The 25663-nt window shown below is 69.8% G+C and carries 17 protein-coding genes; 11 read left to right on the top strand and 6 right to left on the bottom strand.

Translation table 11 applies throughout. The features are described 5' to 3' along the window. Window positions 1–15 precede the first annotated feature (15 nt). Window positions 16–1032, top strand: coding sequence for an NAD-dependent epimerase/dehydratase family protein (locus ABT294_RS19665; protein ID WP_350807416.1), 1017 nt, complete (start codon window positions 16–18; stop codon window positions 1030–1032). Between the two features lie 101 nt (window positions 1033–1133). Here ABT294_RS19665 and ABT294_RS19660 read toward each other — a convergent pair whose 3' ends face one another. Continuing rightward, a complete protein-coding gene (locus ABT294_RS19660; protein WP_350807414.1) occupies window positions 1134–2138 on the bottom strand; it encodes a hypothetical protein in 1005 nt (334 codons plus the stop codon). A gap of 416 nt (window positions 2139–2554) precedes the next feature. Here ABT294_RS19660 and ABT294_RS19655 point away from each other — a divergent pair, with 416 nt between their 5' ends. From ABT294_RS19655 to ABT294_RS19625, 7 genes are all read left to right on the top strand, one after another. Continuing rightward, window positions 2555–3904: an ABC transporter substrate-binding protein gene (locus ABT294_RS19655; RefSeq protein ID WP_350807412.1), complete on the top strand. Its 1350-nt coding sequence runs from the start codon at window positions 2555–2557 to the stop codon at window positions 3902–3904. A 46-nt stretch (window positions 3905–3950) separates the two neighbouring features. Beyond that, on the top strand, window positions 3951–4910 hold the full coding sequence (locus ABT294_RS19650) for a carbohydrate ABC transporter permease (RefSeq protein ID WP_350807410.1): 960 nt from the start codon (window positions 3951–3953) through the stop codon (window positions 4908–4910). Then, on the top strand, window positions 4900–5706 hold the full coding sequence (locus ABT294_RS19645) for a carbohydrate ABC transporter permease (protein ID WP_350807409.1): 807 nt from the start codon (window positions 4900–4902) through the stop codon (window positions 5704–5706). Before ABT294_RS19650 ends, ABT294_RS19645 begins: the two co-directional genes overlap by 11 nt. A gap of 11 nt (window positions 5707–5717) precedes the next feature. After that, window positions 5718–6791, top strand: a complete 1074-nt coding sequence (locus ABT294_RS19640) for a glycoside hydrolase family 172 protein (RefSeq protein WP_350807407.1) — start codon at window positions 5718–5720, stop codon at window positions 6789–6791. Between the two features lie 82 nt (window positions 6792–6873). Further along, a complete protein-coding gene (locus ABT294_RS19635; RefSeq protein WP_350807405.1) occupies window positions 6874–7896 on the top strand; it encodes a LacI family DNA-binding transcriptional regulator in 1023 nt (340 codons plus the stop codon). Between the two features lie 185 nt (window positions 7897–8081). Continuing rightward, the gene (locus tag ABT294_RS19630) at window positions 8082–11384 is read left to right on the top strand and encodes a LamG-like jellyroll fold domain-containing protein (RefSeq protein ID WP_350807404.1); all 3303 of its coding nucleotides are present in this window, start codon (window positions 8082–8084) and stop codon (window positions 11382–11384) included. 128 nt (window positions 11385–11512) lie between these two features. Further along, window positions 11513–17647: an RHS repeat-associated core domain-containing protein gene (locus ABT294_RS19625; protein ID WP_350807402.1), complete on the top strand. Its 6135-nt coding sequence runs from the start codon at window positions 11513–11515 to the stop codon at window positions 17645–17647. A gap of 73 nt (window positions 17648–17720) precedes the next feature. Here the strand turns inward: ABT294_RS19625 and ABT294_RS19620 are convergent, their stop codons facing one another. Continuing rightward, the gene (locus ABT294_RS19620; protein ID WP_350807401.1) at window positions 17721–18659 is read right to left on the bottom strand and encodes a lysophospholipid acyltransferase family protein; all 939 of its coding nucleotides are present in this window, start codon (window positions 18657–18659) and stop codon (window positions 17721–17723) included. 110 nt (window positions 18660–18769) lie between these two features. Here ABT294_RS19620 and ABT294_RS19615 point away from each other — a divergent pair, with 110 nt between their 5' ends. Further along, a complete protein-coding gene (locus ABT294_RS19615) occupies window positions 18770–19966 on the top strand; it encodes an RNA-guided endonuclease InsQ/TnpB family protein (protein WP_350807399.1) in 1197 nt (398 codons plus the stop codon). A gap of 39 nt (window positions 19967–20005) precedes the next feature. Here ABT294_RS19615 and ABT294_RS19610 read toward each other — a convergent pair whose 3' ends face one another. The 4 genes from ABT294_RS19610 to ABT294_RS19595 form a co-directional block, all read right to left on the bottom strand. After that, complete coding sequence (locus ABT294_RS19610) at window positions 20006–20722, bottom strand: GNAT family N-acetyltransferase (RefSeq protein ID WP_350807398.1); 717 nt, start codon at window positions 20720–20722, stop codon at window positions 20006–20008. A gap of 259 nt (window positions 20723–20981) precedes the next feature. Then, window positions 20982–21419 carry a YbaB/EbfC family nucleoid-associated protein gene (locus ABT294_RS19605; protein WP_350807396.1) on the bottom strand — a complete coding sequence of 146 codons (438 nt, stop codon included), beginning with the start codon at window positions 21417–21419 and terminating at the stop codon, window positions 20982–20984. A 24-nt stretch (window positions 21420–21443) separates the two neighbouring features. Continuing rightward, window positions 21444–21746, bottom strand: coding sequence for a hypothetical protein (locus ABT294_RS19600; protein WP_350807394.1), 303 nt, complete (start codon window positions 21744–21746; stop codon window positions 21444–21446). A 73-nt stretch (window positions 21747–21819) separates the two neighbouring features. Beyond that, the gene (locus ABT294_RS19595) at window positions 21820–23253 is read right to left on the bottom strand and encodes a LysM peptidoglycan-binding domain-containing protein (protein ID WP_350807392.1); all 1434 of its coding nucleotides are present in this window, start codon (window positions 23251–23253) and stop codon (window positions 21820–21822) included. 829 nt (window positions 23254–24082) lie between these two features. Here ABT294_RS19595 and ABT294_RS19590 point away from each other — a divergent pair. Both ABT294_RS19590 and ABT294_RS19585 read left to right on the top strand, forming a co-directional pair. Beyond that, window positions 24083–24796 carry a thioesterase II family protein gene (locus tag ABT294_RS19590; RefSeq protein WP_350807391.1) on the top strand — a complete coding sequence of 238 codons (714 nt, stop codon included), beginning with the start codon at window positions 24083–24085 and terminating at the stop codon, window positions 24794–24796. A gap of 2 nt (window positions 24797–24798) precedes the next feature. After that, a complete protein-coding gene (locus ABT294_RS19585) occupies window positions 24799–25623 on the top strand; it encodes a mycofactocin-coupled SDR family oxidoreductase (protein WP_350807473.1) in 825 nt (274 codons plus the stop codon). Window positions 25624–25663: the final 40 nt, after the last annotated feature.

The raw sequence follows: 25663 nt of genomic DNA, 5'->3' as shown, positions 1-25663 counted from the left end.
CGAACAATGGCCCTTATGAGAATTCTGGTACTGGGCGGGTCGGGGTTCCTCGGCCGCGCCATCGTTGAAGAGGCGCTTGCCCGCGGACACCAGGTCACGACCTTCAACAGAGGGCAGAGCCATCCGGACGTGCCGGGTGTCGAGCCGGTCCACGGCGACCGCCAGCAGACCGCGGACCTCGAACGGCTGGCCGCGGGGCGCTCCTGGGACATCGTCGTGGACGTCAACGGCTACGTCCCCGTGAACGTGGGCGAGGCGGTCAGGCTGTTGTCGGGGCGCGCGCAGACGTACGCGTTCGTCTCCACCGTCTCGGCCATCGACGGCTTCCCGAGCAAGCCCGTCGGTGACCAGCCGGGGCTGTGGGAGTGCGCGCCCGAGGCCGGCCCCGACGACGGCGACTACGGCGTGCTGAAGGCGGGCTGTGAACGCGCCGTCGAGCAGGGTTTCGACGGGAACGTGCTGATCGTCCAGCCCGGCATCATCCTGGGCCCGTACGAGGACATCGCCCGGATGCCCTGGTGGCTGACCCGGATCTCGCACGGCGGCCAGGTGCTCGCCCCCGGCGACCCCGGCTCCCCCATGCAGTTCATCGACGCCCGCGACATCGCCGTCTTCACCCTGGACCACGCGGAACGCGGCACCCGCGACCGGTTCGTGCTGACCGGCCCCACCGGGCACATCACCTACGGCCAGTGGCTGGAGCTGTGCAAGGAGACGACCGGCTCGGACGCGGAGTTCGTCTGGGCCGACAGCCAGTTCCTGGTCGACCAGGGCGTGGACCCGTTCGTCGAGCTGCCCCTATGGGGCGGGCCGCCGTCGGAGGTGACGGAGAACTTCTGGAGCGTGCCGACGGCCAAGGCGGAGGCGGCCGGGCTGCGGGTGCGTCCGGCGGCGGAGACGGTGCGCGACACGTGGGCGTGGCTGCGCGACATCCCCGAGGAGCAGCGCACGTACGGCTCCAGGCGACCGCACGGCATCGCGGCGGACAAGGAGGCGGCGATCCTGGCTGCCTGGGCCGCCCGTTCCGCATAATTCTCCGCAGACCGGATACCGCCGCCGGGACTGCCGTCGGCGGTGCCGGCGAGCTGAAAGCCGGCCTGGTCCCGCCGCGAGTCGACGCCTCCGCTGGCAGGTCAGCCCGGTGGAAGCTGTAGCTGACCACCACCAAGCCGGTCGGCCCGACCACTCAGGGCGTCAAGGTCGTCGGCGTACGAGCGGACGTTGGGGTGAGGGTGGGCGCGGATGGCCGCGACCACGTGGGCGAACGCCGGGTGTGTGTCGGGGTGTTCCTCCAGCAGGCCCACGGCAGCGAAGGCGCCGCAATTCGCTGTGTCCTCGTCTCCCGACTGCGTGAGCCGCAGGCAGATCTCAGCCGCGCGGGCCGGGTCCGCCATGACGACGAGGGTCTCGGCCAGCGGGTTGTCCGACCAGCGCCATTCCTCGCCTTCGATGATGTCGCCGTTGAGCACGTCCCCGTGTGCCCATGCCTCAGTGACGGCGGTGGTCGCTTCGTGGCTCCACGGCAGCCCGGCCTGGGCGATTCCCCAGGCTGCGGCGGCGCGTACGGCGGCGGAGTGGGCGGGGGACAGGGCGTCGGACAGCCATGCGGCGCAGTCTTCGGGGGCGAGCCGGGCGACGGCGCCGGTCATGATCGCCGCGACGAGCGGGTCCGGCTCGGAGAGGGCGCGCTCGCGCAGTGCGGGCACGGCGAGGTCCTCGTGGCCGGTGCGCATCCCGGTCAAGTAGGCGATGCGGTGCCGTACTTCGCGGACCGGGTCGGTCAGGAGGGGAAGCAGGCGGGGCGTCGCCTGCGAGTGCGCCGCGCGGACCTCATGGTGTATGCGCTCGGTCTCCGCGGTCCCGATGGTGATCTGGAGCAGGAGGTCGGCGAGGGTCGCCCGCTGCTGTGCTGCGGGGTCAAGCAGGAGCTCCACGAGAACCGGGTACGCCTTGGCTGATCCCGCGTAGACACTTCCCTGGTGGACCAGGCAGTTGTGGAGGACGCCGATGGCGCGGTCCGCGCGTTCGGGGACGTCACCGCAGGCGTCGCGGAGCCACTTGAAGGTATCCGCGCCGTCGCCGTAGGCGTGGTCGGCGTCGGCCCAGTCGGTGTCGGTCAGATCGATCGGTGCCCGCATTGCTGTTCCCGTCCCCTTCAGGTTTGCCGGGTCTCTAGGTTAGGGAGTGCCGATGCGTCGATGGGGCGGGGTGACAGCAGGCTGCGGTAGTACAGAGTGCCGCACAGCACCTCGGCGGCGAATTCCAGGTTCGCGTCCGCGGCCAGTTCAGCGGTGCAGTTGACTGGTAATCGATTTCCATTCGCGGTCGCGCTCTCCCGACAGCGGAGCGGTCGGCGCCATGCGATTCGAGAACGGCCGCCCAGTCACGCCGAGCTGGAATGCCAGGCGACCGAACGGCCACCTCACCGCTCCTCGAGCCCAGAGGTTATGCACCCGTAACACGCAGTTCTTGACCAGCTCCCACCGGACTTCTACATTCTCTGAGAAATCGATTGCTCACTTTCGGAGCCCCTCAACACCGGAAGGACCGAGGTATGTCAACCTTCGAGAGGGTGTCCCGCCGATCGTTGCTGCGTGGCGGCTCTGCCCTGATCGGTGCAGCCGTGGCCGCACCCCTGCTGTCGGCCTGTGGCGGCGGCTCCGGCGGCGGCAGCGCCAAAGAGCTGACCTTCTGGAACTTCTACGGCCCCAACCCGCAGGCCGACCAGCAGAGCAAGTGGTTCACCGACCTGGTCGCCGCCTGGAACGCCAACAACGACGTCAAGATCAAGCTCCACTACCTGCCCGTCTCGGAATACCTCGCCGGCACCGCGTTGCAGACCGCGTTCTCCGCGGGCCAGGGCCCCGACATCTTCCTGCTCAGCCCCGGCGACTTCCTCAGGTACCACAGCGGCGGCGTGCTGACGGACCTCACCCCGCACCTCAAGCCCGACATGATCGCCGACTTCGACGGCGGCGTCCTCGACACCCGCAAGGTCGACGGCAAGGTCTACGGCCTGCCCATGGAGCGCGAGCCGCTCGCCATGTACTACAGCGTCGACGCCTTCGAGAAGGCGGGCCTGTCGGAGGCCGACCTGCCCAAGACCTGGGACCAGTTCCTCGACGTGGCCGCCAAGCTGACCACCAAGGACCGCTTCGGCGTGCTGTTCGAGACCACGCCCGGCTACTACCAGAACTTCACCTGGTACCCGTTCATGTGGATGGGCGGCGGCTCGGCCGTGCCGGAGAACGGCGGGCCCGGCTTCAACGCGCCCGCGATCCACAGCGCGCTGAAGCTCTGGCAGGACGCCATCACCAGCAAGGTCGCCCCGCGCAAGCCGCAGGGCGACGGCGCCGGAAACGTCCCCGCCAACCTGGGCGCCGGCTACGTCGCCATGCAGCAGAGCGGGATCTGGTCGGTCTCCCAGATCGAGCAGGACGCCAAGGACTTCAAGTACGGCGTCTTCCCGCTGCCCGTGCCCGAGGGCGGCACCTACACCACCGACATGGGCGGCTGGGCGTTCGTCGCCAACGCCAAGGGCGGCAACCCCGACGCGGCGGCGACGTTCATCGCCTGGGCCCTCGGCGCGACCGACGCGGCGGGCGTCGAGCGCGGACGCCAGTGGAACACCGTCGTCAAGACCAATCTCCCGGCTCGCAAGTCGGTTCAGGAGGCCGCCAAGGCGGCCGGGGCCTTCGACAAGCCCGCGCTCAAGGTCTTCCTCGACAAGGTCGTGCCGGGCGGGCGGGCCGAGCCGCGCTACAGCCCGGAGGTGTACAAGGCGGTCTCCGACGCCATCCAGGCCGCCCAGCTCGGCGGGGTCGATCCGGCGAAGGCGGCGGCGGACGCCGCGGCGAAGATCGACCTCTTCCTCAAGGGCTACAAGGGCGCCCCCATGCTGTGACCCTTCGAACCAAGTGCCGTCGACCAGACAGGAAAGGCAGGAGCGCATGGCCGCAGTGGTCGAGAAGGCGGCTCCCGGCAGGGAGACGCGGCAACCGGCGGCAGCGCCGCCCCCGGTGTGGAACCGCCGCAGACGGGAGGCCCTGGCGGCGTACGCCTTCGTGGCGCCCGACCTGCTCGGCCTGCTCGTCTTCGTGGGGCTGCCCATGGCGCTGGCCATCGGGGTGTCGCTGTTCAGCGTGGACGGGTTCGGCGGCTACACCTACGTCGGGCTGGACAACTTCCGGCTCATGGCCGAGGACGCCCAGCTCTGGCAGAGCGTCAAGGTCACCGCGACGTACATGGTGACCTTCGTGCCGCTCGGGTTCGTGGTCAGTCTCGGGCTGGCGCTGCTGGTCCGCGACCACTTCCCCGGGGTCGGGCTGGTGCGCACCCTGTTCTTCCTGCCGCACGTCATCAGCCTGGTCGTGGTGGGCGTGGTGTGGCAGTTCCTGCTGGTCGACAAGCAGGGCGCGGTGCCCGCCCTGCTGCGGCCGCTGGGCCTGGGCGACGTGTCGTTCCTCGGCAGCCCGGGGCTGGCGCTCGGGGCGCTGGTGGCGATCAGCATCTGGTTCCTGATGGGCTACCAGATGCTGATCCTGCTGGGCGGCCTGAAGGACATCCCCCGCGAGTACGAGGAGGCGGCGCAGGTTGACGGGGCGAACTCGTGGCAGCGGTTCCGGCACATCGTCTGGCCGCTGCTCCGCCCCACCAGCTTCTTCGTGCTGGTCAACTCGACCGTGGGAGCGGTGACCGGGCTGCAGGCCTTCGACCTGGTCTACGTGCTGACCAAGGGCGGCCCGGTCAACAGCACGTCCACCGTGGTCTTCTACATCTACCAGCAGGCTTTCGCGTACAACAACTACGGCTACGCCGCCGCGCTGACGACCGCGGTCGTGGCCTTCCTGGTCGTCGCCACCGGGATCATGTTCGGCGCCACCAGGGGAGGGCGGTTCGATGTCGGGTAGGTTCACGGCCGTCCGCGCGGCCGTCGGGTACGTGCTGGCGGCGATCACCGTGGCGCCGCTGCTCTGGCTGCTGGTGACGGTGCTGAAGCCGAAGGGGGAGATCTTCGAGGCGGCCCTGCCGACCAGCCTGACCCTCGACAACCTCCGCTACGTGCTGACCGAGGTGCCGATCGGCACGTACATGCTCAACAGCGCGCTGGTCTCGGTCACGGTCACGGTGGTGGCCCTCGTGCTGCACTCGATGGCCGCGTACGCGCTGGCCAGGCTGCGCTTCCCCGGGAGGCGGATCGTCTTCTCGGCGATCGTGTCGACGCTGCTCGTCTCCCTCCCGGTGATCCTGGTACCGCTGTTCCTGGTCGCCAGGCAGCTGGGCCTGCTCGACACCTACGCGGGCCTGATCCTGCCGGCGATCTTCCACGCGTTCGGCATCTTCCTGCTCCGCCAGTACTACCTGTCCGTCCCGCGCGAGCTGGAGGAGGCCGCCGACCTCGACGGATGCGGCTACTTCCGCCGCTGGTGGCAGGTGATCCTGCCGCTCAGCCGTCCGGTGCTGGCCTCGCTCGCCGTGCTGTTCTTCCTGGCCAACTGGAACGCCTTCCTGTGGCCGCTCACCGCCACCCGCGACCCCGGGCTGCGCATGGTGCAGGTCGGGATCGCCGCCCTCCAGGGCCAGTACGGCTCGGCGTGGAACTACGTCCTGGCCGCGACCGTCATCGCGGCCGTGCCCACCGTGATCGCTTTCGTGATCGGCCAGCGCAGGCTGGTCGAGGCGATCAAGACCTCCGGACTGAAGTGAGGATTCACCGCATGACCTACGGGAACCACGGCAGCAGCCTTCGCGACCTGCCCCGGCTGCGCACCAGCAAGAGGCGCCGCGCCTCCAGCTGGGACCGCAGCGGCGGGAACGAGGACCGGCTGACCGTCCAGCCCGGTACGACCGTGACTCTCGCCGACATCGAGGGCCCGGGTTCGATCAACCACATCTGGTGCACGGTCGCGCTGCCGCAGCGGGACGTGCCCGACGCGCAGGACCTCGACTACCTGCGCCGCCTGGTGCTGAAGATCACCTGGGACGACCAGGAGCACCCCAGCGTGCTGGTGCCGCTCGGCGACTTCTTCGGGATCGGGCACGCCAAGACGCTGAACTTCGTCTCGGCGCCGCTGCAGATGAGCCCGCAGGACGGCAAGGCGTTCAACTCGTGGTTCCACATGCCGTTCGCGAGCCGGGCCAGGGTCGAGCTGATCAGCGAGTTGTCGGTGGAGCCGGTCTACTTCTACTACTACGTCGACTACGAGCTGTTCGACTCGGCCGAGGAGGGGCTGGGCTACTTCCACGCCCAGTGGCGGTGCCAGCGTCCCACCGACGGCGTCGAGCAGGGGTCGGAGAGCAACCGCGCGTTCCAGGTGGAGGGCGTCAACGACACCGGCGGCGGCAACTACGTGATCCTGGACGCCGAGGGCAGGGGGCACTACGTCGGATGCGTGCTCAACATCCGGAACCTGCGCGAGACCAGCGACTGGAACTGGTACGGCGAGGGCGATGACATGATCTTCATCGACGGCGAGCCGTTCCCGCCGTCGCTGCACGGCACCGGCACGGAGGACTATTTCAACACCGCCTGGTGCCCCACGCAGAGCTACCACGCGCCCTACCACGGCATCACGATGCCGGGCGGCGACAACTGGAGCGGCGAGATCTCGCTCTACCGCTTCCACGTCGAGGACCCGATCACCTTCGACGAGTCCATCCGGGTCACCATCGAGCACGGCCACGCCAACAAGCGGTCCGACGACTACTCGTCGGTCGCGTACTGGTACCAGACGCTCCCCCACCGCCCGTTCGGGCTCGCGCCCGTCGAGGAGCGGCTGCCGTACCGGTAGGACACCAGGAGCAATCGATTTCCCACAAGGTTAGACTGTCCGTGGATCACTTCCCCGAGACCACACCTGCCATCGGGATGGGATGAGGTTGCTCAAGATTCAGGATGTCGCACGGCACGCGGGAGTCTCCGCCGCGACGGTCTCCCGCGTGCTCAACGGACGCGCCACGGTCAACCCCGAGCTGGCCGCGCGTGTCCACGCCGCCGTCCGCGAGCTGGGATACCGGCCCAACCGCGTCGCCCGCAACCTCAGGCGCAGGCAGACCACGCTGTGGGCCGTCCTCATCTCCGACATCGGCAACCCCTTCTTCACCTCGCTGGTACGCGGCGTCGAGGACGTCGGCCGGCAGTACGGCTACTCGGTCGTGCTGTGCAACACCGACGAGAACCCGGCCAGGGAGGCCGAGTACATCGCGGTCGCGCTGGCCGACAACATGGCGGGCGTGATCATCTCACCGGCCGACGACACCACCGACATCGGCGCGCTCGTCGCCGCCGGCACCGCCGTGGTGACCATCGACCGCGAGCTGTCGCACGACCAGGTCGACTCCGTCCTGGTCGACGCCGTCCTGGTCGACAACGAGAAGGGGGCCGAGCAGGCGACGGCGCACCTGATCGAGTCCGGGTACAGCCGGGTCGCCTGCATCACCGGGCCGCGCCGCCTGTCCACCGCGATGCGGCGGCTGCGCGGCTACCAGCGGGCGCTCAGAACCCACGGCCTCCCGCAGGACAGGACCCTGGTACGGCACGCGGACTTCCGGGAGGACGGCGGCTACTCGGCGATGGCCGCGCTGCTCGACGAGGGCGTGGACTTCGACGCGGTGTTCGTCGCCAACAACCTGATGACGGTCGGGGCGGTGGAGTGCCTGGCCGAGCGCGGGGTCGAGGTTCCGGCGCGGGTCGGCGTCATCGGCTTCGACGACATCCCCTGGGCCCGACTGTCCCGGCTCTCGCTGAGCACGGTCAGCCAGCCCACCTACGAGCTGGGCCGGGCGGCGGCGCAGCTGCTGTCCGACCGCATCGACAACCCGGCGCGGCCCGCGACGCGCGTGGTCCTCCAGACCGAGCTGCACGCCCGCGACAGCTCCCGCTCCCCCGGCGCGTGAGCACCGGCTGAGCGCGCGTTTCTGGAGGTTTTCTCCAGACAGAATGGAATTCTGACGAAATATGCCAACAGATCTGGACGGGTCGAGATACGTGGGTGACAATCCGTTCGTCAATTGAAGATCGTGGAGGCGCCGGGCGAGCACTGGCCCGCACGGCGTCCCCAGCTGCACAACGGCGAGGGCGGATGCACGGAGCTCGTGGGCTGGTCGTGGTCATGGTGGCAGGCGCGGTCGCGGCAGCGCCTCTCGCCCCTCCGGACGCCGTCGCCACCACCCGACAACAGACCACGAGCGCCGCCGAGCAGCGGCGGAGCGCGGATCCCGCACAGGAGTCCGCTCTCGCCGCCGCCCGCAGGACGCGGCAGCCGGTCGAGGTGGACGCGATGCGCACCGAGACGCGCCAGGTCTTCGCCCAGCCGGACGGCACCTTCGTCCTGGAGCAGTACGCGCGGCCGGTGCGGGTACGTCAGGCGGGCCGATGGGTGGCCGCGGACGCGACGCTCCGGCTCCAGCCCGACGGCTCGATCACCCCCGTCGCGACGGCGGTCGGGCTGCGCTTCTCCGGCGGCGGGAGCGCGCCGCTCGCCCGGATGACCCGCGGCGGCAAGGCACTGGAACTGGGGTGGCAGGGCGCGCTGCCGAAGCCGATGCTGAACGGCGACACCGCGACCTACCCCGAGGTGCTGCCGGGCGTGGACCTCCAGGTGCGGGCGGACGTCGACGGTTTCTCCCATCTGCTCGTGGTCAAGTCGCGGGCGGCGGCCGGGAACAAGGCGCTGGCCGAGCTGAGCTACCCGCTCTCGACCAGCGGACTGTCGATGAAGTCCGACAAGGGCGGCAACCTCGAAGCGGTCGACGGGAACGGCGGGACGATCTTCACGGCCTCGCCGCCGATGATGTGGGACTCCTCGGGGACCTCGGCCGAGCGCACGATGGCCGCCGGGGAGGGCTCGCCCGCGGACGCCCGCCACGAGGTGATGGGCGTCGAGCTCAGCGGCAGGACGATGGTGCTCAGGCCGCACCGGGGCATGATCGAGGACCCGGCCACCAGATTCCCCGTCTACCTCGACCCGTTCTTCTCGGCCGCCCGCGGCGCGTGGACGTCCGTCTGGAGCAACAATCCCAACTCCAACTTCCTGAACGCCAACGACGTCGCCAGGGCCGGACACGTCTCCGGGCAGACCAACCGGTCGTTCTTCCAGATGAACACCGGCACGGCCATCCACGGCAAGCAGATCATCAAGGCGACGCTGCGGACGTACGAGACGTGGTCGTACTCGTGCAGCGCGCGGAAGGTCGAAGCCTGGGCGACCAACACGATCAGCAAGAGCACCACCTGGAACAACCAGCCGAAGTGGGACAGGCTCCTCGACACGGTGAACGTGGCCAAGGGCTGGGGTTCGGCCTGCCTGCCCGGCGGCGTGGAGTTCAACGTGACCAGCCAGGCCGTGGACGCCGCCGCGAAGAAGTGGCCCACGATGACCATCGGGCTCAGGGCCACGAGCGAGACGGACGTCTACGGCTGGAAGAAGTTCAAGAACAACCCGAGCCTGGTGATCGAGTACAACTCCTACCCTGACGTCCCCACGGCCGCCGACCTCTGGTCGGACCCGGGAGGCGGCTGTGTCTCCGGCGACGGGCGGCCGGTCATCGGCGGCTCCACGCCGAAGCTGTGGGCGAAGCTGCGTGACGCCGACAACTCGGTCATGGGCCGGTTCGAGTGGTGGAACGCCGCCGGCACGAAGGTGGGCGAGAACGTCACCGCGCTGCAGGGGACGGGCAGCGCCTTCTACACGCTCGTCCCACAGGGCGCCTACGCGGACGGCGCGATGATCCGCTGGCGGGTCCGCGCGGAGGACGGCAAGACCACCAGCGCGTGGAGCCCCTGGTGCGAGGCGACCGTCGACGCCTCGGCGCCCGGCAGGGAGCCGGGGGTGACCTCGTCCCAGTACCCCGAGGGCGGCTGGAGCGACGGCGTCGGCCGGTCCGGCTCGTTCGCCTTCACGCCCAACGGCGTCTCCGACGTCGCCGGTTACGTCTACGGGCTGGACACCGCGCCGAAGTCGGAGGTCGCCGCCGGTCAGGACGGCTCGGCGACGATCCAGCTCACCCCGCGCCACGACGGCCCGAACGTGCTGTCGGTGCGCAGCAAGGACCACGCGGGCCAGCAGGGCCCGATCCGCACCTACCTCTTCAACGTCAACGGGGGCACCGGCCCTGACGGGCACTGGACGCTCGACGACGGGCAGGGCACCGTGGCCGCCGACCGCGCGGGCGCCCACCAGGCCACCCTGACCGGCCAGGCCACCTGGACCACCGGCCGGACCGGCCTGGGTCTGCGGCTCGACGGCGCCGGCGGCCACGCGCAGACCACCGGCCCCGTCGTGTCCACCCAGCGCAACTTCGCCGTCGCCGCCTGGGCGCGCCTTACCAGCGCGAACGCCACCGCGGCGGCGGTCAGCCAGGACGGCGGGCGCACCGCGGGCTTCTCCTTGCAGTACGCCAAAGCCGAGAACCGCTGGGCGCTGAGCCGTGCAACCGCGGACGCCGACGGAGCGCCGGTCGTGCGCGCGCTGTCGGTGACCGCGCCGAGGCTCGGCGAGTGGACCCATCTCGCCGGCGTGTACGACGCGGCCGCCGGAGAGCTGTCGCTGTACGTCAACGGCCGCCTGGAGTCGACGGTCCCGTTCACCCAGCCGTGGGACGCGACCGGGTCCCTGGCGATCGGCCGGTCGAAGGCCGGCGGGGCGGCGGCCGACTTCTGGCCGGGCGACCTCGACGAGGTGCGCGTGTACGGCCGGGCGATGTTCGCCGACGAGGTGGCCGACCTGGTGAACAGCGCGGCGACGCTCGTCGGGCACTGGAAACTGGACGAGGACACCGGAACCGCCGCCGCCGACTCCTCGGGCCGGGCCTCGGCCGCGACGCTGGCCGGCGGCGCCACCTGGACCGCGGGCTGGCTGGACGGCGCGCTCGCGCTCGACGGCGTCAGCGGCCACGCGCAGGCCCCCACGCCCGCCGTCAACACCACGGCCGGGTTCACCGTCGCCGCCTGGACGCAGCTCGACTACCTGCCCACCCGCGACACCGCCGTCGTCTCCCAGTCCGGCACCAGGGCCAGCGGCTTCCAGCTGGGTTACGACAAGGAGCAGGGGCGGTGGGCGCTGGGCATGGCCGCGGCCGACACCGACACGGCCGCGCTGGTGCGCACGCGCTCCGACTCCGTCCCTGCGCCGATGGAGTGGACCCATGTGGCCGGGGTGTACGACCCCCTGCAGGGTGAGCTGCGCATCTACGTCAACGGGCGGCTGTCCGCCGGCACCGTCGCCAACCACGTGAGCGCCTGGAACGCCCTCGGCCCGCTGCAACTGGGCCGTACCAAGACCGCCGGAGCCTTCACCTGCTACTGGCCGGGGACCGTCGACGACGTCCGCACCTATGACGGCGTGCTCAGCGCCGAACAGATCGCCCAACTAGCCGCCCAGTAGTCCCGACTCGTCCCACAGATTGGGTGAGATCAATGGATGTACCGAGTGAGTTAGACCTGCCGGAAACCTACTGGAATCGTTTTCAGCTACCAGCACGCCCGTCGTCGTGGCCTCGGCGGCTGGCGGCCATGCTGGCCGTCGTCATGGTCGCGCCGCTGGCGTACGCGATGCCCGCGAGCGCGGCGGCACGCTCCGCCCCGGCGGTGCGCAACGAGGCCCCGGTTCGCGGGCGGCCGGTGCCGGTGCTGCCCAAGTCGGCCGACCCGGCGGAGAAGCAGGCGTGGACGGCGCCGCCCGGCGTCACCTGGCCGAAACCGCAGGCCGTCGAGCTGGACGCGACCGGCAAGACGCACTCCCTGGCCGCCGGCTTCCCGGTGCGGCTCGCCGAGCAGAAGGCGGCGGCCAAGGCGGCCACACCCGAGCGGGTCCGCGTCGAACTGCTCGACACTGCGCCGACCGGCCTGCTCGGCCTGGCGATGCGGGTGTCGCCGGGGCAGGGCATAGCGGCCAAGTCCGGCAAGACCCGCCTGGAGATCGACTACTCCGCGTTCCGCTACGCCTTCGGCGGCGACTACGGCGCCAGGCTGCGGATGGTGCGGCTGGACGAGTGCGCCCTGACCGCCGCCGCGTCCGGGGCGGCCTGCCCACAACCGGAGCCGGTGCCCGGCGACAACGACACGAAGGCGGGCACGCTGACCGCCGACGTCGACCTGCCCGCGCTGTACGCGGTGACCGCCGCCGCGTCCGGCCCGTCGGGCGACCATGCGGCCACGTCGCTGGCGCCCTCGGCCGACTGGAGCGTCGGCGCCCAGTCGGGCGACTTCAGCTGGAGCTACGAGCTGCGGGCGCCGCCCGCGCTGGGCGGCGACGAGCCCGAGATGTCGATCGCCTACTCCTCGCAGAGCGTGGACGGCCGCACCGCCTCCACCAACAACCAGGCCTCCTGGGTGGGCGAGGGGTTCGAGCTGAACCCCGGCGGCTACATCGAGCGCCGGTACAAGTCCTGCATGCTGGACGGGAAGAAGACCGGTGACCTGTGCTGGGATCAGGAGAACGCGACGCTGGCCCTGGGCAACTCGGCCGTGGAGCTGGTCAAGGACGCCACGACCAAGCAGTGGCGGCCCAAGCACGATGACGGGACCCGGGTCGAGTACCTGAAGGGGGCCGTCAACGGCGACAACGACGGGGAGTACTGGCGGGTCACGACCGCCGACGGCACCCAGTACAGTTTCGGGCTCAACCGCCTGCCCGGCTGGGTGTCGGGCAAGCCGGAGACGAAGTCCACGTGGACGACGCCGGTGTTCGGCAACAACAGCGGCGAGCCCTGCTACAACAGCGACAAGGCGGCGGCCTGGTGCCGTCAGGCGTACCGGTGGAACCTCGACCTGGCGGTCGACACGCACGGCAACGCCATCACCTACTGGTACGAGGTCGAGAAGAACTTCTACGGCCGCACCATGAAGCCCGAGCTGGGCACCGAGTACATGCGCGGCGGCTACCTGACCCGGATCGACTACGGCTACCTCCAGGGCGAGCTGTTCACCAGGTCCCCGGCGGCCCGCGTGGTCTTCGACGTGGCCGAGCGATGCGTGCCCGGCGGAACGGTCACCTGCGCCCCCGACCAGCTGAAGAAGGAGACGGCGAGCCACTGGCCGGACGTCCCCTTCGACCAGGTCTGCGGCTCCGGAGAGAGGTGCACCGACCGGCTGGCGCCGACGTTCTTCACCCGCAAGCGGCTGGCGAAGGTCACCACGCAGGTGCTGAACACCGACACCGCCAAGTGCTCGGGCCAGCCCTACTGCGCGGTCGACTCCTGGACGCTGACACAGTCCTTCCCCGCGTCGGGTGACGGGCTCAGCCCCGCGCTCTGGCTGGCGTCCCTCCAGCAGAGCGGCCACGTGGGCGGCACCATCACGCTGCCGAAGATCACCTTCACCGGCGTGCAGCTGCCCAACAGGGTGGACGCGAACGAGGGCCGCCCGCCGCTGGTCAAGTGGCGGGTCCAGACGGTCGGCAACGAGACCGGCGGGGAGCTGCGGGTCAACTACGCCCCCGCCGACTGCAAGCCGGGAGACGTGCCGGCCGCCGACCGCAACACCCGGCTCTGCTTCCCGCAGCGCTGGGCGCCTCCGAACGAGGCCGAGGTCAACGACTGGTTCCACAAGTACGTCGTGAAGCAGACCGTCGAGGTGGACCGGGTCGCCGGGTCGCCGTGGGTGGTCACCGACTACGAGTACCTCGACGGAGCCGCCTGGCATTACGCCGACAACATCCTGGTGAAGCCCGAGCACCGCACCTGGGCCGACTGGCGCGGGTTCGGCAGGGTGCGCGTCCGGCAGGGCGACGGGCAGGACAGCAAGCGGACGCTCACCGAGTTCAGGTACTTCCGCGGCATGGACGGAGACCGCCTGGCCGACGGCTCCAAGCGCAGCGCGCAGGTCGTGGACTCCGAGGGCGGCAAGCTCGACGACCTCGACCAGCTGGCCGGCGTCGAACGGGAGGAGATCCTGTACGACGGCGACGGCGGGGCGATCCTGGCCGCCACGGCAGAGGAGCCGTGGTCGCTGAAGACCGCCGAGTCCACCCAGGTCGGCGTCACCAAGACCGCGTACATCGTTGAGGACAAGTCGACGGTCACCCGCACGGCCCTGGAGGGCGGCAAGTGGCGGCGCACCGGAGAGACCCGCTCCTACGACGAGCACGGCCTGGTCACCCAGGTGGACGAGCAGGGCGACCTGGCGACCGCCGACGACGACCAGTGCACGCGCTACACCTACGCCCGCAACAGCACGGCCTGGATGCTCGACTACACCAGCAGGATCCAGAAGGTCGCCGCGGGGTGCGGCACCGCCGTGGCCAAGCTGGCCGCCGATGACGTGATCTCCGACGAGCGGGTGCAGTACGACAACGGCCCGTTCGGCCAGGGGCCGGTCAAGGGCGACGTCACCACGATCCAGGAGGTCGTGTCCGGCGACGGCACGACCGTCACCGACTCCACCCTGACGTACGACGCCTACGGGCGCACCGTCAGCGAGACCGACGCCGTCGGCACCAAGGTCACCACCACCTACACGCCGGCCTCCGGCGCCCCGGCGACCGAGGTCAAGGAGACCAACGCCCTCGGGCACGAGGAACGCACCCTCCTCGAACCGGCGTGGGGCGAGCCGGTGGCCGAGATCGACGCCAACAACCGCCGCACCGACACGGAGTACGACGCGCTCGGCCGGGTCGTCAAGGTGTGGCAGGGCGACCGGAGCAAGGCGGCGGGCCAGTCGCCCAACACCGAGTACTCCTACCTGACGCGCACCGACGGCCCGAACGTCGTCACCACCAAGACGCTGCGGGGCGACGGCGGCTACGCCACCAGCCACGAGCTCTACGACGGCCTGCTGCGCGAGCGGCAGACCCAGGAGCCCGCGCCGCGCGACGACCAGACCCAGGACCCCGCGCTGCGCGACGGGCGCACGATCACCGACACCTTCTACAACTCGTTCGGCGAGGTGGCCAAGAGCAACAGCGGCTACTTCAGCCCCGGCGAGCCGTCCACCGACCTGCTCGGGGTGGCCGACGCGGACGTGCCCAGCCAGCTCGGCTACGTCTACGACGGGGCCGGCGAGGTGAACGCGCAGATCCTGCGGGCCAAGGGCGCGGAGAAGTGGCGGGCCTCGGTCCAGCAGCAGGGCGACCGGGCGCACATCACGCCTCCCCCGGGCGGCACCGCCGTCACCCGCATCGGCGACGCCGAGGACCGGCTCATCGAGCTGCGCCAGTACAAGGGCGCCACGCCGACCGGCGAGTACGACTCGACCAGGTACACCTACGACACCGCGGGCAGGCTGGCCAGCGTGACCGACCCCGCCGGCAACGTGTGGCGGCACGCCTACGACCTGCGCGGCCGGGAGATCAGGACCGAGGACCCCGACAAGGGCGTCACCACGTTCACCTACAACGACGCCGACGAGATGCTGACCTCCACCGACGCGCGCGGCAAGACCCTCGCGTACGTCTACGACGCGCTGGGCCGCAAGGTGGAGACGCACGAGGGCTCCAAGGACGGCCCGCTGCTCGCGGAGTGGAGGTACGACGGGCTGGCCAAGGGGCACCAGAACGCCAGCATCCGCTACGTCGGCGGCCAGGCGTACAAGGCCGAGATCAACGCGATCGACATCGACTACCGCGCCCTGCGGGAGACCGTCACCGTCCCGGCGCGTGAAGGCAAGCTGGCCGGGTCGTACGTGCTCAACACCCGCTACACCCTCGACGACCAGGTCCAGTCGGTCAGCTTCCCGGCCGCGGGCGGGCTGGCCGACGAGTCGGTCGTCTACACCTACGACGAGCTGAGCCAGCCGACCAAGGTCAGCGGGCTGTCGTCGTACGTCACGGCCGCCCGGTACTCCAAGCTCGGCGAGACCCTGCAGTACGAGCTGAGCACGGGCGGCAAGAAGAGCTGGCTCACCTTCACCCACGACGAGACCACCCAGCGGCTGACCCGGACGCGGCTGGACCGCGAGTCCGCCCCGGCGAGCGACCTGGATCTGAACTACACCTACGACCCCGTCGGCAACATCACCAAGATCACCGACATGGCGGGCGGCCAGTCGAGGGACACCCAGTGCTTCACCTACGACCATCTGCGCCGCCTGACCTCGGCGTGGACGGCTACCGACGACTGCGCCGGCGGCTCCCCGCAGTCCGACAAGATCGGCGGCGTGGCGCCGTACGCGACCAGCTACGCCTACGACCTCACGGGCAACCGGATCAAGGAGACCCAGCACGCGTTCGGCGGCCGGGCCGAGTCGGTCCGCTCCTCCGTCTACCCCAAGCCCGGCGAGAAGCAGCCGCACGCCGTCCAGTCCGTGGGGACGGACACGTTCGGCTACGACGAAGCGGGCAACACCACCAGGCGCACGGTCGGAACCGCCGACCAGAGCCTGGTCTGGGACTCCGAGGGCAACCTCGAGTCGGTGACCGAAGCGGGCAAGACCACGTCGTTCGTCTACGACGCCGACGGCGAGCGGCTGCTGCGCAAGACGCCGACGGACTCGACGCTCTACGTCGACGACATGGAGCTGCGGCTCGACAACGCCAAGGACGTCGTCGAGTGCACCCGCTACTACACCATCAACGGCGAGCCGGTGGCGGTGCGCACGCCCGACAACCAGGTCTACTTCCTGGCCTCCGACCACCAGGGCACGGCGCAGGCCGCCGTCAACGCCGGCAACGGCGACGTCGCCCTCCGCAGGACGACGCCGTTCGGCGAGGATCGCGGCTCCCCGCCGCCGTGGTGGCCGGGCCAGCGCGGGTTCGTCGGCGGCGTCCAGGACCACTCGATCGGGCTGGTCCAGCTCGGCGCCCGCGAGTACGACCCCAGGAACGGGCGGTTCCTGTCCGTCGACCCCGTCATCGACGAGGAGGACCCGCAGCAGCTCAACGCCTACGCCTACGCCAACAACAGCCCCGTCACCATGAGCGACGCCGACGGGCAGTGGGTGTGGATCGTCGCCGCCGTGGTGGCCAGGATCGCGGCGCGGGCGCTGGCCAGGAAGCTCGCCCAGCAGGCGGCCAGGCGGGCCGCCATCCGGCTCGCCAGGCAGCGCGCCATCGCCGCGGCCAAGCGGAAGGCCCGGGAGGAGGCCAGGAAGAGGGCCATCGCCGCAGCCAAGAAGAAGGCCCGGGAGGAGGCCAAGAAGAAGGCGAAGGAGCTCGCCAGGAGGAAGAAGGCGGCGGAGGCCAAGAAGAAGGCGGAGCAGGCGCGCAAGAAGGCCGCCGAAGCGGCGCGCAAGCGCAGAGCCGCCAAGGCCGCACGCCAGGCCAAGAAGACCGCGAGGCGGACCTCGAGGCACGTGCGGCAGGCCACCGGCGGGCGCGTGCGGAGGGCGACGACGACCAGGGGAGCCAACCGTCCGCGCCCTGCCCACCGGCCGACCAGCCACCGGGCGGCCCAACGGCAGTCACCACCCAAGGTGACCCGCTCGCCCGCCGCGCGCCCCGGGCAGGTGTACGGCAACAACGGCGTGTCACAGCCGACGCAGTCCGTCACGGTGTTCCGCAACGGGAAGATGTACCCGGACGGGCCACCGCCACCGAACCTGACCCGGCCCTCGGGCTCGGGCCAGGGCATGAGACAGGACTACAAGCCGGAGTCGCTGGAACCGCCCGAGACGAAGACCGGCACGGTCGCCGACAGCACGTTCCGTGTCATCCGTTACTTCGACCAGAGCGGCCTGGACGACTTCTTCGGCGGTCTCGGAGGGCTGTTCTGACCTGACCCTCCCGATCCGAGCCGATCAAGGTGCCCGCCCGGTCATCCGGGCGGGCACCTGCCACTCGGCAGCCTCACGCGGGCACGGTCACCGTGTGGGGGACCTCCACCCGGACGTTCGCGCAGCCGCGGCCGTCGCGCTCCGCCCGCTCCTCCGGACGTTCGACGCCGGCCCGCACCTGGGCCTCGGCGAGCCTGGTCAGCGCCGCGCGCGCCTCCTGCCGCCTCCCGGTGGGTGCGACCTTTACGGGAGCGAGCAGGGTGACCTCGACGACCAGGTTCCGGGTCGCCGCCACCCGCAGGAAGGAGGCGAGCAGCGAGTCGTTCCCCACGTAGGAGCCGCGGGTCGACGTCGCCTCCCCCTCGCGGTAGCGCAGCGTCGCCGGGCGCACCGCGGCACCCGCGTCGATCGCCGCCTGGAACACGGCCGGGCGGAACTCTCCCATCCCGCGCCCGCACCACGTGGTGCCCTCCGGAAAGGCGACCACCGTGTCGCCCGCCCTGAGAGCGTCCGCGACCGCCGCGACGGCCGACGGCAGTGCGGAAAGCCGCTCCCTGTCGATGAACAGCGCCCCGGCGCCCGCCACCAGCGTCCGGATGACGGGCCAGTCGGCGATCTCCCGCTTCGCCAGCGGACGCGACGGCATCGTGGCCGCCATGACCAGCGGGTCGAGCCACGACACGTGGTTGGCCACGAGCAGGACTCCTCCCGGCTCGTCCACCTGCGACTCCGTGCCGGAGGCGGCCGCGACCTCGACTCCGATGCCGAGCGCGCACAGCAGCAGCCTCGCCCACACCTTCGTGACCTTCGCCCGCCACGCCGCGCGCATCCAGCGAGCCGCGACAGCGACCGGGACGCCCGCGAGCAGCACCAGGAACGCCGCGACGAGCCGTGTCACGCGGCGGAAGAACCCGGCGACGTCCAGCGGGGCCTCCACGCACGCCTCGGGAGAGCACGGCCCCATCCGCAGCCAGGGATTGAGCTCCACGAGGCGGCCCGCGACCGTCCTCACAGCGTACCCACAGCCTGGATGTCTCCCCTTTCAGGGCGGGGAGGAGAGGCGGAACGGTCGGGCACTGTGGTCTCCTGGTTTTGTCGGTGGTGGTCGGTAGGTTGATCGGCGTGTCCCGCTACCGGCTCCAGCCGACGCCTGCCCAGGAGCAGGTGCTGGTGGAGCATTGCGGGCATGCCCGGTATGTGTGGAATCTTGCTGTGGAGCAGCATGCGTATTGGCGGCCGGGGCGTCAGAGTGCGCCTGGCTTCGCTGAGCAGTGCAGGCAGTTGACCGAGGCGCGGGCGGAGTTCGCGTGGCTGCGGGCTGGGCCGATCGTGGTGCAGCAGCAGGCGTTGAAGGACTTCGCGCAGGCGATGGCGAACTTCTTCGGCGGGACGCATCGGCGGCCTGCCTTCCGCAGGCGCGGGCGGGGTGAAGGGTTCCGGATCGTCGCAGTGAAGCCCGGTGATGTGCGCCGAGTGTCCCGGAATGTGGGCGAGGTGAGGGTTCCGAAGGTGGGGTGGGTGCGGTTTCGCTGGTCTCGTCCGGTGCCCGATGGGGTGAGGTCCTTTCGGGTCACCCGTGATGCGGCGGGCCGCTGGCATGTCGCGTTCGCTGCCATTCCCGACCCGATCCCCGCCCCCTGTACGGGCGAGACGGTGGGTGTGGATCGAGGCGTGGCCGCATCGGCGGCCTTGCCGACGGGGCAGATCCTGAACGCGCCGACCCTGCGCGAAACGGAGAAGGCCCGGCTGAAGCGGCTCCTGCGCAAGTTCGCCCGGGCCAAGCGCGGATCTCACCGGCGCGGCAAGGTCAAGACCGCCATCGCGCGTCTGAAGGTGCGTGAGACAGACCGGCGCAAGGACTGGGTGGAGAAGACCAGCACCGATCTGGCCCGCCGCTTCGATGTGATCGCCGTCGAAGACCTCAACATCTGCGGCATGACCCGGTCGGCCAAGGGCACGCTCGCCGAGCCGGGGCGTAACGTCCGGCAGAAGGCGGGGCTCAACCGGGCCATCCTCGCGAGCGGGTGGGGGCTGCTGGTGACCCGGTTGGAGCACAAGGCTGCCGGCCGGGTCGTCAAGGTCGACCCGCGTTACACGTCGCAGACCTGCAACGCCTGCGGGAACATCGCGGCTGGATCGAGAGAGAGCCAATCTCGGTTCGGTTGTGTCGCCTGTGGGTGGCAGGACGACGCCGATGTCAACGCGGCCAGGAACATCCGGGATACGGCCGCAGGGCATGCGGTTGCTGCGCGGGGAGGCCTGCCGCTGGGCGGGCCGGTGAACCGTGAACCTCAACGCGACCTCCTCCTCGTGAGGTAGTTGCTGTTGGAATCCCCGGCCTTCAGGCGGGGGAGGATGTCAAAGCGGCTCTCCCAGGAAGTGCCGCAGGTAGCGGGTGTTCACGTTGGCCATCGAGAGCAGCACGAAGAAGTCGGCGGTGCCGAAGTCCCGGTCGTGCGCGGGCGCCCCGCACACCCAGGAGCCCAGCCGCAGGTAGCCGCGGAGCAGAGCCGGCAGCACGAACCGCCTGGGACGGGCCGCGCCCTGGTCACGCCACGGGACGTGCGGCGTGACGCGATACTCCTTCGGGCCCACCGGCACCCGCTCGGCGACCCCGGCCGCGAGCGCGCCCCCGTCGTCGAGGGGCACCGAGCAGCAGCCCGCCAGCCACTGGTGGCCGCCGGTCACCATGTAGCGCGCGATGCCCGCCCACATCAGGGCGACCACCGCGCCGTCCCGGTGATCGGGGTGCACGCAGGAGCGGCCCACCTCGACCAGGTCCTTCCGGAGGGCCGCGAGGTTGCCGAGATCGAATTCACCGTCGGAGTACAGCCGGTCCCTGCGGCCCGGAGGGAGCAGCCGGTAGGTGCCGACCACCCGGTCGCGGTCGCGGACCAGAAGGTGGTCGCAGTAGGCGTCGAACCCGTCGACGTCGAGGCCGGAGACCGGGCTGTCGAGCCGCGCCCCCATCTCCTCGCCGAAGACCTCGTAGCGAAGCCGCTGGGCGGCTTGCACGTCGGCGGCGCTCGTAGCCATGCCGACCGTGTAGCGAGTGGTGTCAAGAGAGATCGTCATGGGCGCGAGTCCTTCCCTGGAAGCGTCTCGCGACTATGTCGACATGCCGAAATGACGGCGGAGCCTCCCGATGGGGGCACCCAGGCGTCAGCCTGGTGAACCTCGTCGACGACCATGCGGCCCCGGCGTACCTCCGGGGTCGCTGACCACCGCGACTGCCTTCCGGCCAGTCGCGCTGCTACACCGGCTGTGGGTCGAGGACGGCCCGCACCGCCCCGCGCACACGGGTCGGGCCGCTCATCCCCGCGGGGTTCGCCGCCTAGCGCTGGTCGATATCTCGGATGATCTGGTCGATCCGGTCGTCTCGTTCGTTCATGGCACGGTTGAAGGAGTGCAGAATCTCGTCGAACCGCTCTATGGCCTCGTCAGGGGTCGGCGGCAGCTCGCCGACGGCGTCGCGCATGAGCTGCTCGCGCCGCGCCTCGCCGTCGTCCCACGCGCGCCGCACCGCGAGCGTGATCTCCTCGCCCAGGTCCTGGCTGCTCATCTTCATGGCGCGCGGATCGAGTGTCACCTCGATGAGTCGTCCGTTGGCATCGGTGCGCGCCTGGATCCTGCCGTCCGCGCTCTCGCCGACACCGTTGATCCCCTGGATCTCGCTTGCCGCGCTGGTCAGGCGCCGCTGTGTTTGCTCCGCCCGCTCCGTGATCTGGTTCAGGTCGTCCAGACGGAAGGTTTCAGGATCGCCGGGATACATGCTCCCTCCTTCATCCGCCGACCGTCATTCCGGCCGGACGGCGTTGTCGTAGTTGTGCTTGCTCTGCACCATCGTCAGCCCCGCGCTCCCGATGTTGGACTGCAAGGCTTGCATCCACTCCATGGTGTTGGTGTAGAAACCGTCGTAATCTTTGGCCAGTTTCTCCGAACCCTCGGGCACCAGGCCGAAGCAGGTTTTCGACCGCTGGGCGCCGTTCTCGAAATCCACTTTCGGCTTGCCCAGGAGGTTCGTCGTGTCGTCGACCGCCTTCCCGCCCGTATGCATGTCTCCCGACGAGTACCCGAAACCGCCGCTCTCACCTGTCATCGCATCCTCCTGTCAACGGCTGTGCACACCCAGGTCGTATCGAGTGCCCAACTTGCGAGAATCCCCGAAGAACTCACTTCGGAATTTTCAAGGACATACCAGGTTTCAGGTCATCGGGGTTCGGCCCGATGAGGTCACGGTTGACGTTGTAGATTTCGCGCCAGCGGCTTTCGTCGCCGTACACCCTCTGCGCGATGCTCGCCAGCGTCTCCCCCGCCCCGACCTGGCTCGGCGCTTGCAGGACCACAGACGGCCCGGGATCGTGGCCGAAAAGTCGGTCCGGTGGGATGTTGTGCGACGGGGGCGCGCTCACATCGATCTGCACCGGGTCGGGGGGCGTCTTGTACGGGACGCCGATGGGCGGCGGGGCGTTGCGTACCAACGTGCCAGGAGCGATCGCGCCGAAGGAGCTGACCCCTTGCTGAATCTGGTCGATCTGATTGTCCTTCAGATTGGGGAATCGACCCTTGAGATTGATCCAGTTGAGGAACCCCTTCGTGCCGGCATTCCAGCCACCGTTCAGAAGTCCCACCTTGAACATATCCCAGGCGGTCTGGCCCGCCGACTTGTTTTCAAGTCTGTCGTTCACGTACGTGGAGGTCATGCCCGTCGAGGCCCCTGCGCCGAAGTATGCCCAAAGCCCGTACTTCTGGTACAGCTTCTTGAATCCGAGGCTGCCGTACGGGAAAGCCATGGAAATCGCTGAGGTATTGACCATCTCCGCATAGCCGAGGCCGAACGGCGCGATGAACGACTGGCCCTTCATAAGGCGGCCGAGCCCGACGTACATGAAGTTGCCGGCCAAGTTGATGCCGAACAGCTTGGTCATGCCCTTGAAGGCCGTCCAGGCCATCTTGCCGTCCGACATGCCCGTGAGGGGCACCGCAATTCCCTCGGCGTTTACCGTCCCCAGCCGGAGGTTGCTGGCAAGCTTGGTCGGACTGAAGATTGACAGGCGCTTGCCCTTGGCCAAGATCTCGGTGATCTTTTCCAGAGGTACCCCGACCCGCTGGAGGAACGCGCCCAGTCGCAGCATGATGGACGACGCAACCGCCCCGCCCTTGACGACAATCTGGCACTCTTTGATCCGTGCCCAGATCCTGCCCGCGGGCCCTGCCATCACGGACATGCCCGCGAGGAGCAGTGCCGTCTCGATGAGCGACTTCTTCAACTCCGCGTACGCATGCTGGGTCTGGCGACTCGCTTCCCGCGCCAGGCCGAGCACTTCGGCCACATGGCCCAGGTTCTTGATCGTCTCTTTGCGCTCGCGCGGGTCGAAGTATGCGCTGACCATCTCGTCGTAGTGCTTGGACGCTTCACCGGACCAGTTGCTCCGGCCTCTCTCCACGGCCGGGTCGATGTGGTCGTCTCCAACGGTCTTCAGGTCAGCGGCAAGCTTCTTGCACGCGGCGGCCATCAGTTCCAGCTTCTGCTGGTCCGCCTCGCTGCCCACAGCCTTGTGGGCGCGATAGACCGTCATGACGAGGTCATGCAGGTTGTTAATCACGTCCCCTCCCAAGGGGGATGATCTTCATCCCTGCTACGGGAGAGAGCTGCCGACACAGCCGATGCCGAACGCGCAGGTGGAGATCGGGCATGGCCAGGATCGCGCGCGCTTCGACCGCTGCGGTCACTTGATCGCCTGGCACCCTCTCGGTTCCTTGGGCCATATGCGTCCCCCTCTTGCACTCCGAAGCTCTCCGCCTCACATACACGACGCCGCCCCCCTCATGCCGGTCCCGTCCAGCGTTCTCCCAGCGTTCGTTCGGCGTTCGCGGCTGCGAGGAATCGCGGTCATGCGAGCATGATCGCTACGCCGTCCACATTGTGACACCGCATGGGGACGTTCTGCTAGCGATCGTTACATCTGGGGCAACCCGCCCCCTGGTGGAAGCAGCCGGGGGTGATGCTCGCGAGTGGCGTCCCCGCCCACATAGGGGCTGCTGGGAGGCGCGCGGCCCGGCTCGACGAGCCATGCGGCCCGGTCGGCGGGCTCCCCGGCCGCGGCTCGCGATCTCCTCGCCGACGACTTTCGGACTGTCCCATAACGCCCGGGCACGTATGTGATATACACAACAATGGCCTGTTTCGGATCTTGACCGCACTGATCCGAAGTGCTTACGTTTGGCGACGTTTCGCGATGGCCGTGTCGCATGCGCCAAACCTGGATGCTTCATGAGCCCTGTGCGTGACCCGACACGCGCTGGGCCGGCTGGTCGACGACGCCCAGCCGAACTGTCTCCCATGATTCTCGGCGGAGGGCCCGCCAAGGGGAGGCCCATGCGAACACTCACGGGTTCGCAGCCTCTGGACGATGGAACGGAGCAGCTCGCTTCATGGAACCCACGTACCTCATATGCCTGCCTTTCGCCGGTGCCGGTGCGTCCTTCTTCAAGGGGTGGCAGCGGTACGCGCCCGAGGGATTGACCATCCTGCCGGTGCAGTTGCCCGGCCGCGAGGAGCGCTTCGTCGACTCTCCGCACACCGAGGTCGCACGCGCCACCGAGGACGCGTGCTCCCAGGTCCTGGACCAGCTCGGCGGCGATGCCCGGGTGGCGCTCTTCGGGCACAGCCTCGGGGCGGTGCTCGCGTTCGAGCTGGCGTACCGGCTCGGCGGTGTGAACGGGATCCGGCTGGCCCGCCTGTTCGTGAGCGGCTCTCCGGGGCCGTGGAACGGGCGGGAGAGCCGGGCCACCGGCCTGGACGACGACGGCTTCCTGGCGCAGGTCCGGCGGTTCGCCGGATACGCGCATCCGGCCCTTGAGAACCCGGAGATGCGGGCGCTGTTGCTGCCCATGCTGCGCGCGGACGTCGAGATGCACGAGAACTACCGGCCCGCGTCCGACAAGCCGCTGTCCACGCCGATCACCTCGCTGCGGGGCCGCGACGACGAGCTGGTGGACGCGGACCAGATCGCCCAGTGGGCGCAGGCCACCACGGCCGGGTTCAGCACGGCCGAGCTCGACGGCGGCCACATGTACCTGGCCGACGACCCCGCCTCGCTGCTACGGCTGATCGGCGCCGAGCTCGAGACGCCGGAAGCACGGTGACGATGCGCCTGTCGGGGAAGACCGCCGTCATCACCGGCGCGGCCCGCGGTCTCGGACGTGCCAGTGCCCTGGCGTTCGCGCGGGAGGGAGCCGACCTGGTGCTGCTCGACGTCGGGCACGACCTGCCCGGGGTGCCGTATCCGCTGGGTTCGCTGAGCCAGCTGGAGTACACGGCGGAGCTCTGCCGGGAGTCGGGCGTGTCCGTCCTGGCCAGGCAGGCGGACGTGCGGGAGACACGCGACATCGAGGCCGCGGTGTCCGTGGCGGTCGAGCGCTTCGGCCGCGTCGACGTCCTCGTCAACAACGCGGGCATCGCCGCGCCGTCCGGCAAGGTGACGCACGAGATCGACGAGGACGAGTGGCAGCTGATGATCGACGTCGACCTCTCGGGCGCCTGGCGCGCCATCCGCGCGGTGGGCCGGCTCATGGTCGAGCAGCGCTCAGGCAGCATCGTCAACATCGCCTCGACCGCCGGCCTGGTCGGCTACCGGCACTTCGCCGGGTACGTGGCCGCCAAGCACGGTCTCGTCGGCCTGACCAAGGCGGCCGCGCTCGACTACGCCCCGCGCAAGGTCAGGGTGAACGCGCTGTGTCCCGGTTCGGTCCGCGACGACTCGCAGGTCGAGGGCCGGATGCTGTCGGAGATCGCGCGCTCTCTCGACGTCCCGGTCGGCGAGCACGAGGAGACCTTCGTCCAGGCCCAGCCCATGAACGCCCTCATCGAGCCCGACGACATCGCCTCGGCCGCCGTATGGCTGGCCTCTGACGAATCCCGGCAGGTCACCGGCAGCGTGCTCACGGTCGACGGAGGCTTCACAGCACGCTGACCCACGCCCTCGGACCCACGCCCTCGGAACAACACCCGCG

This window comes from Nonomuraea sp. NPDC000554 (assembly GCF_040300065.1).
GTDB lineage: Bacteria > Actinomycetota > Actinomycetes > Streptosporangiales > Streptosporangiaceae > Nonomuraea.
The sequence above is the reverse complement of the archived record's forward strand: the minus strand, read 5'-3'. Positions and strand labels throughout refer to the sequence as shown.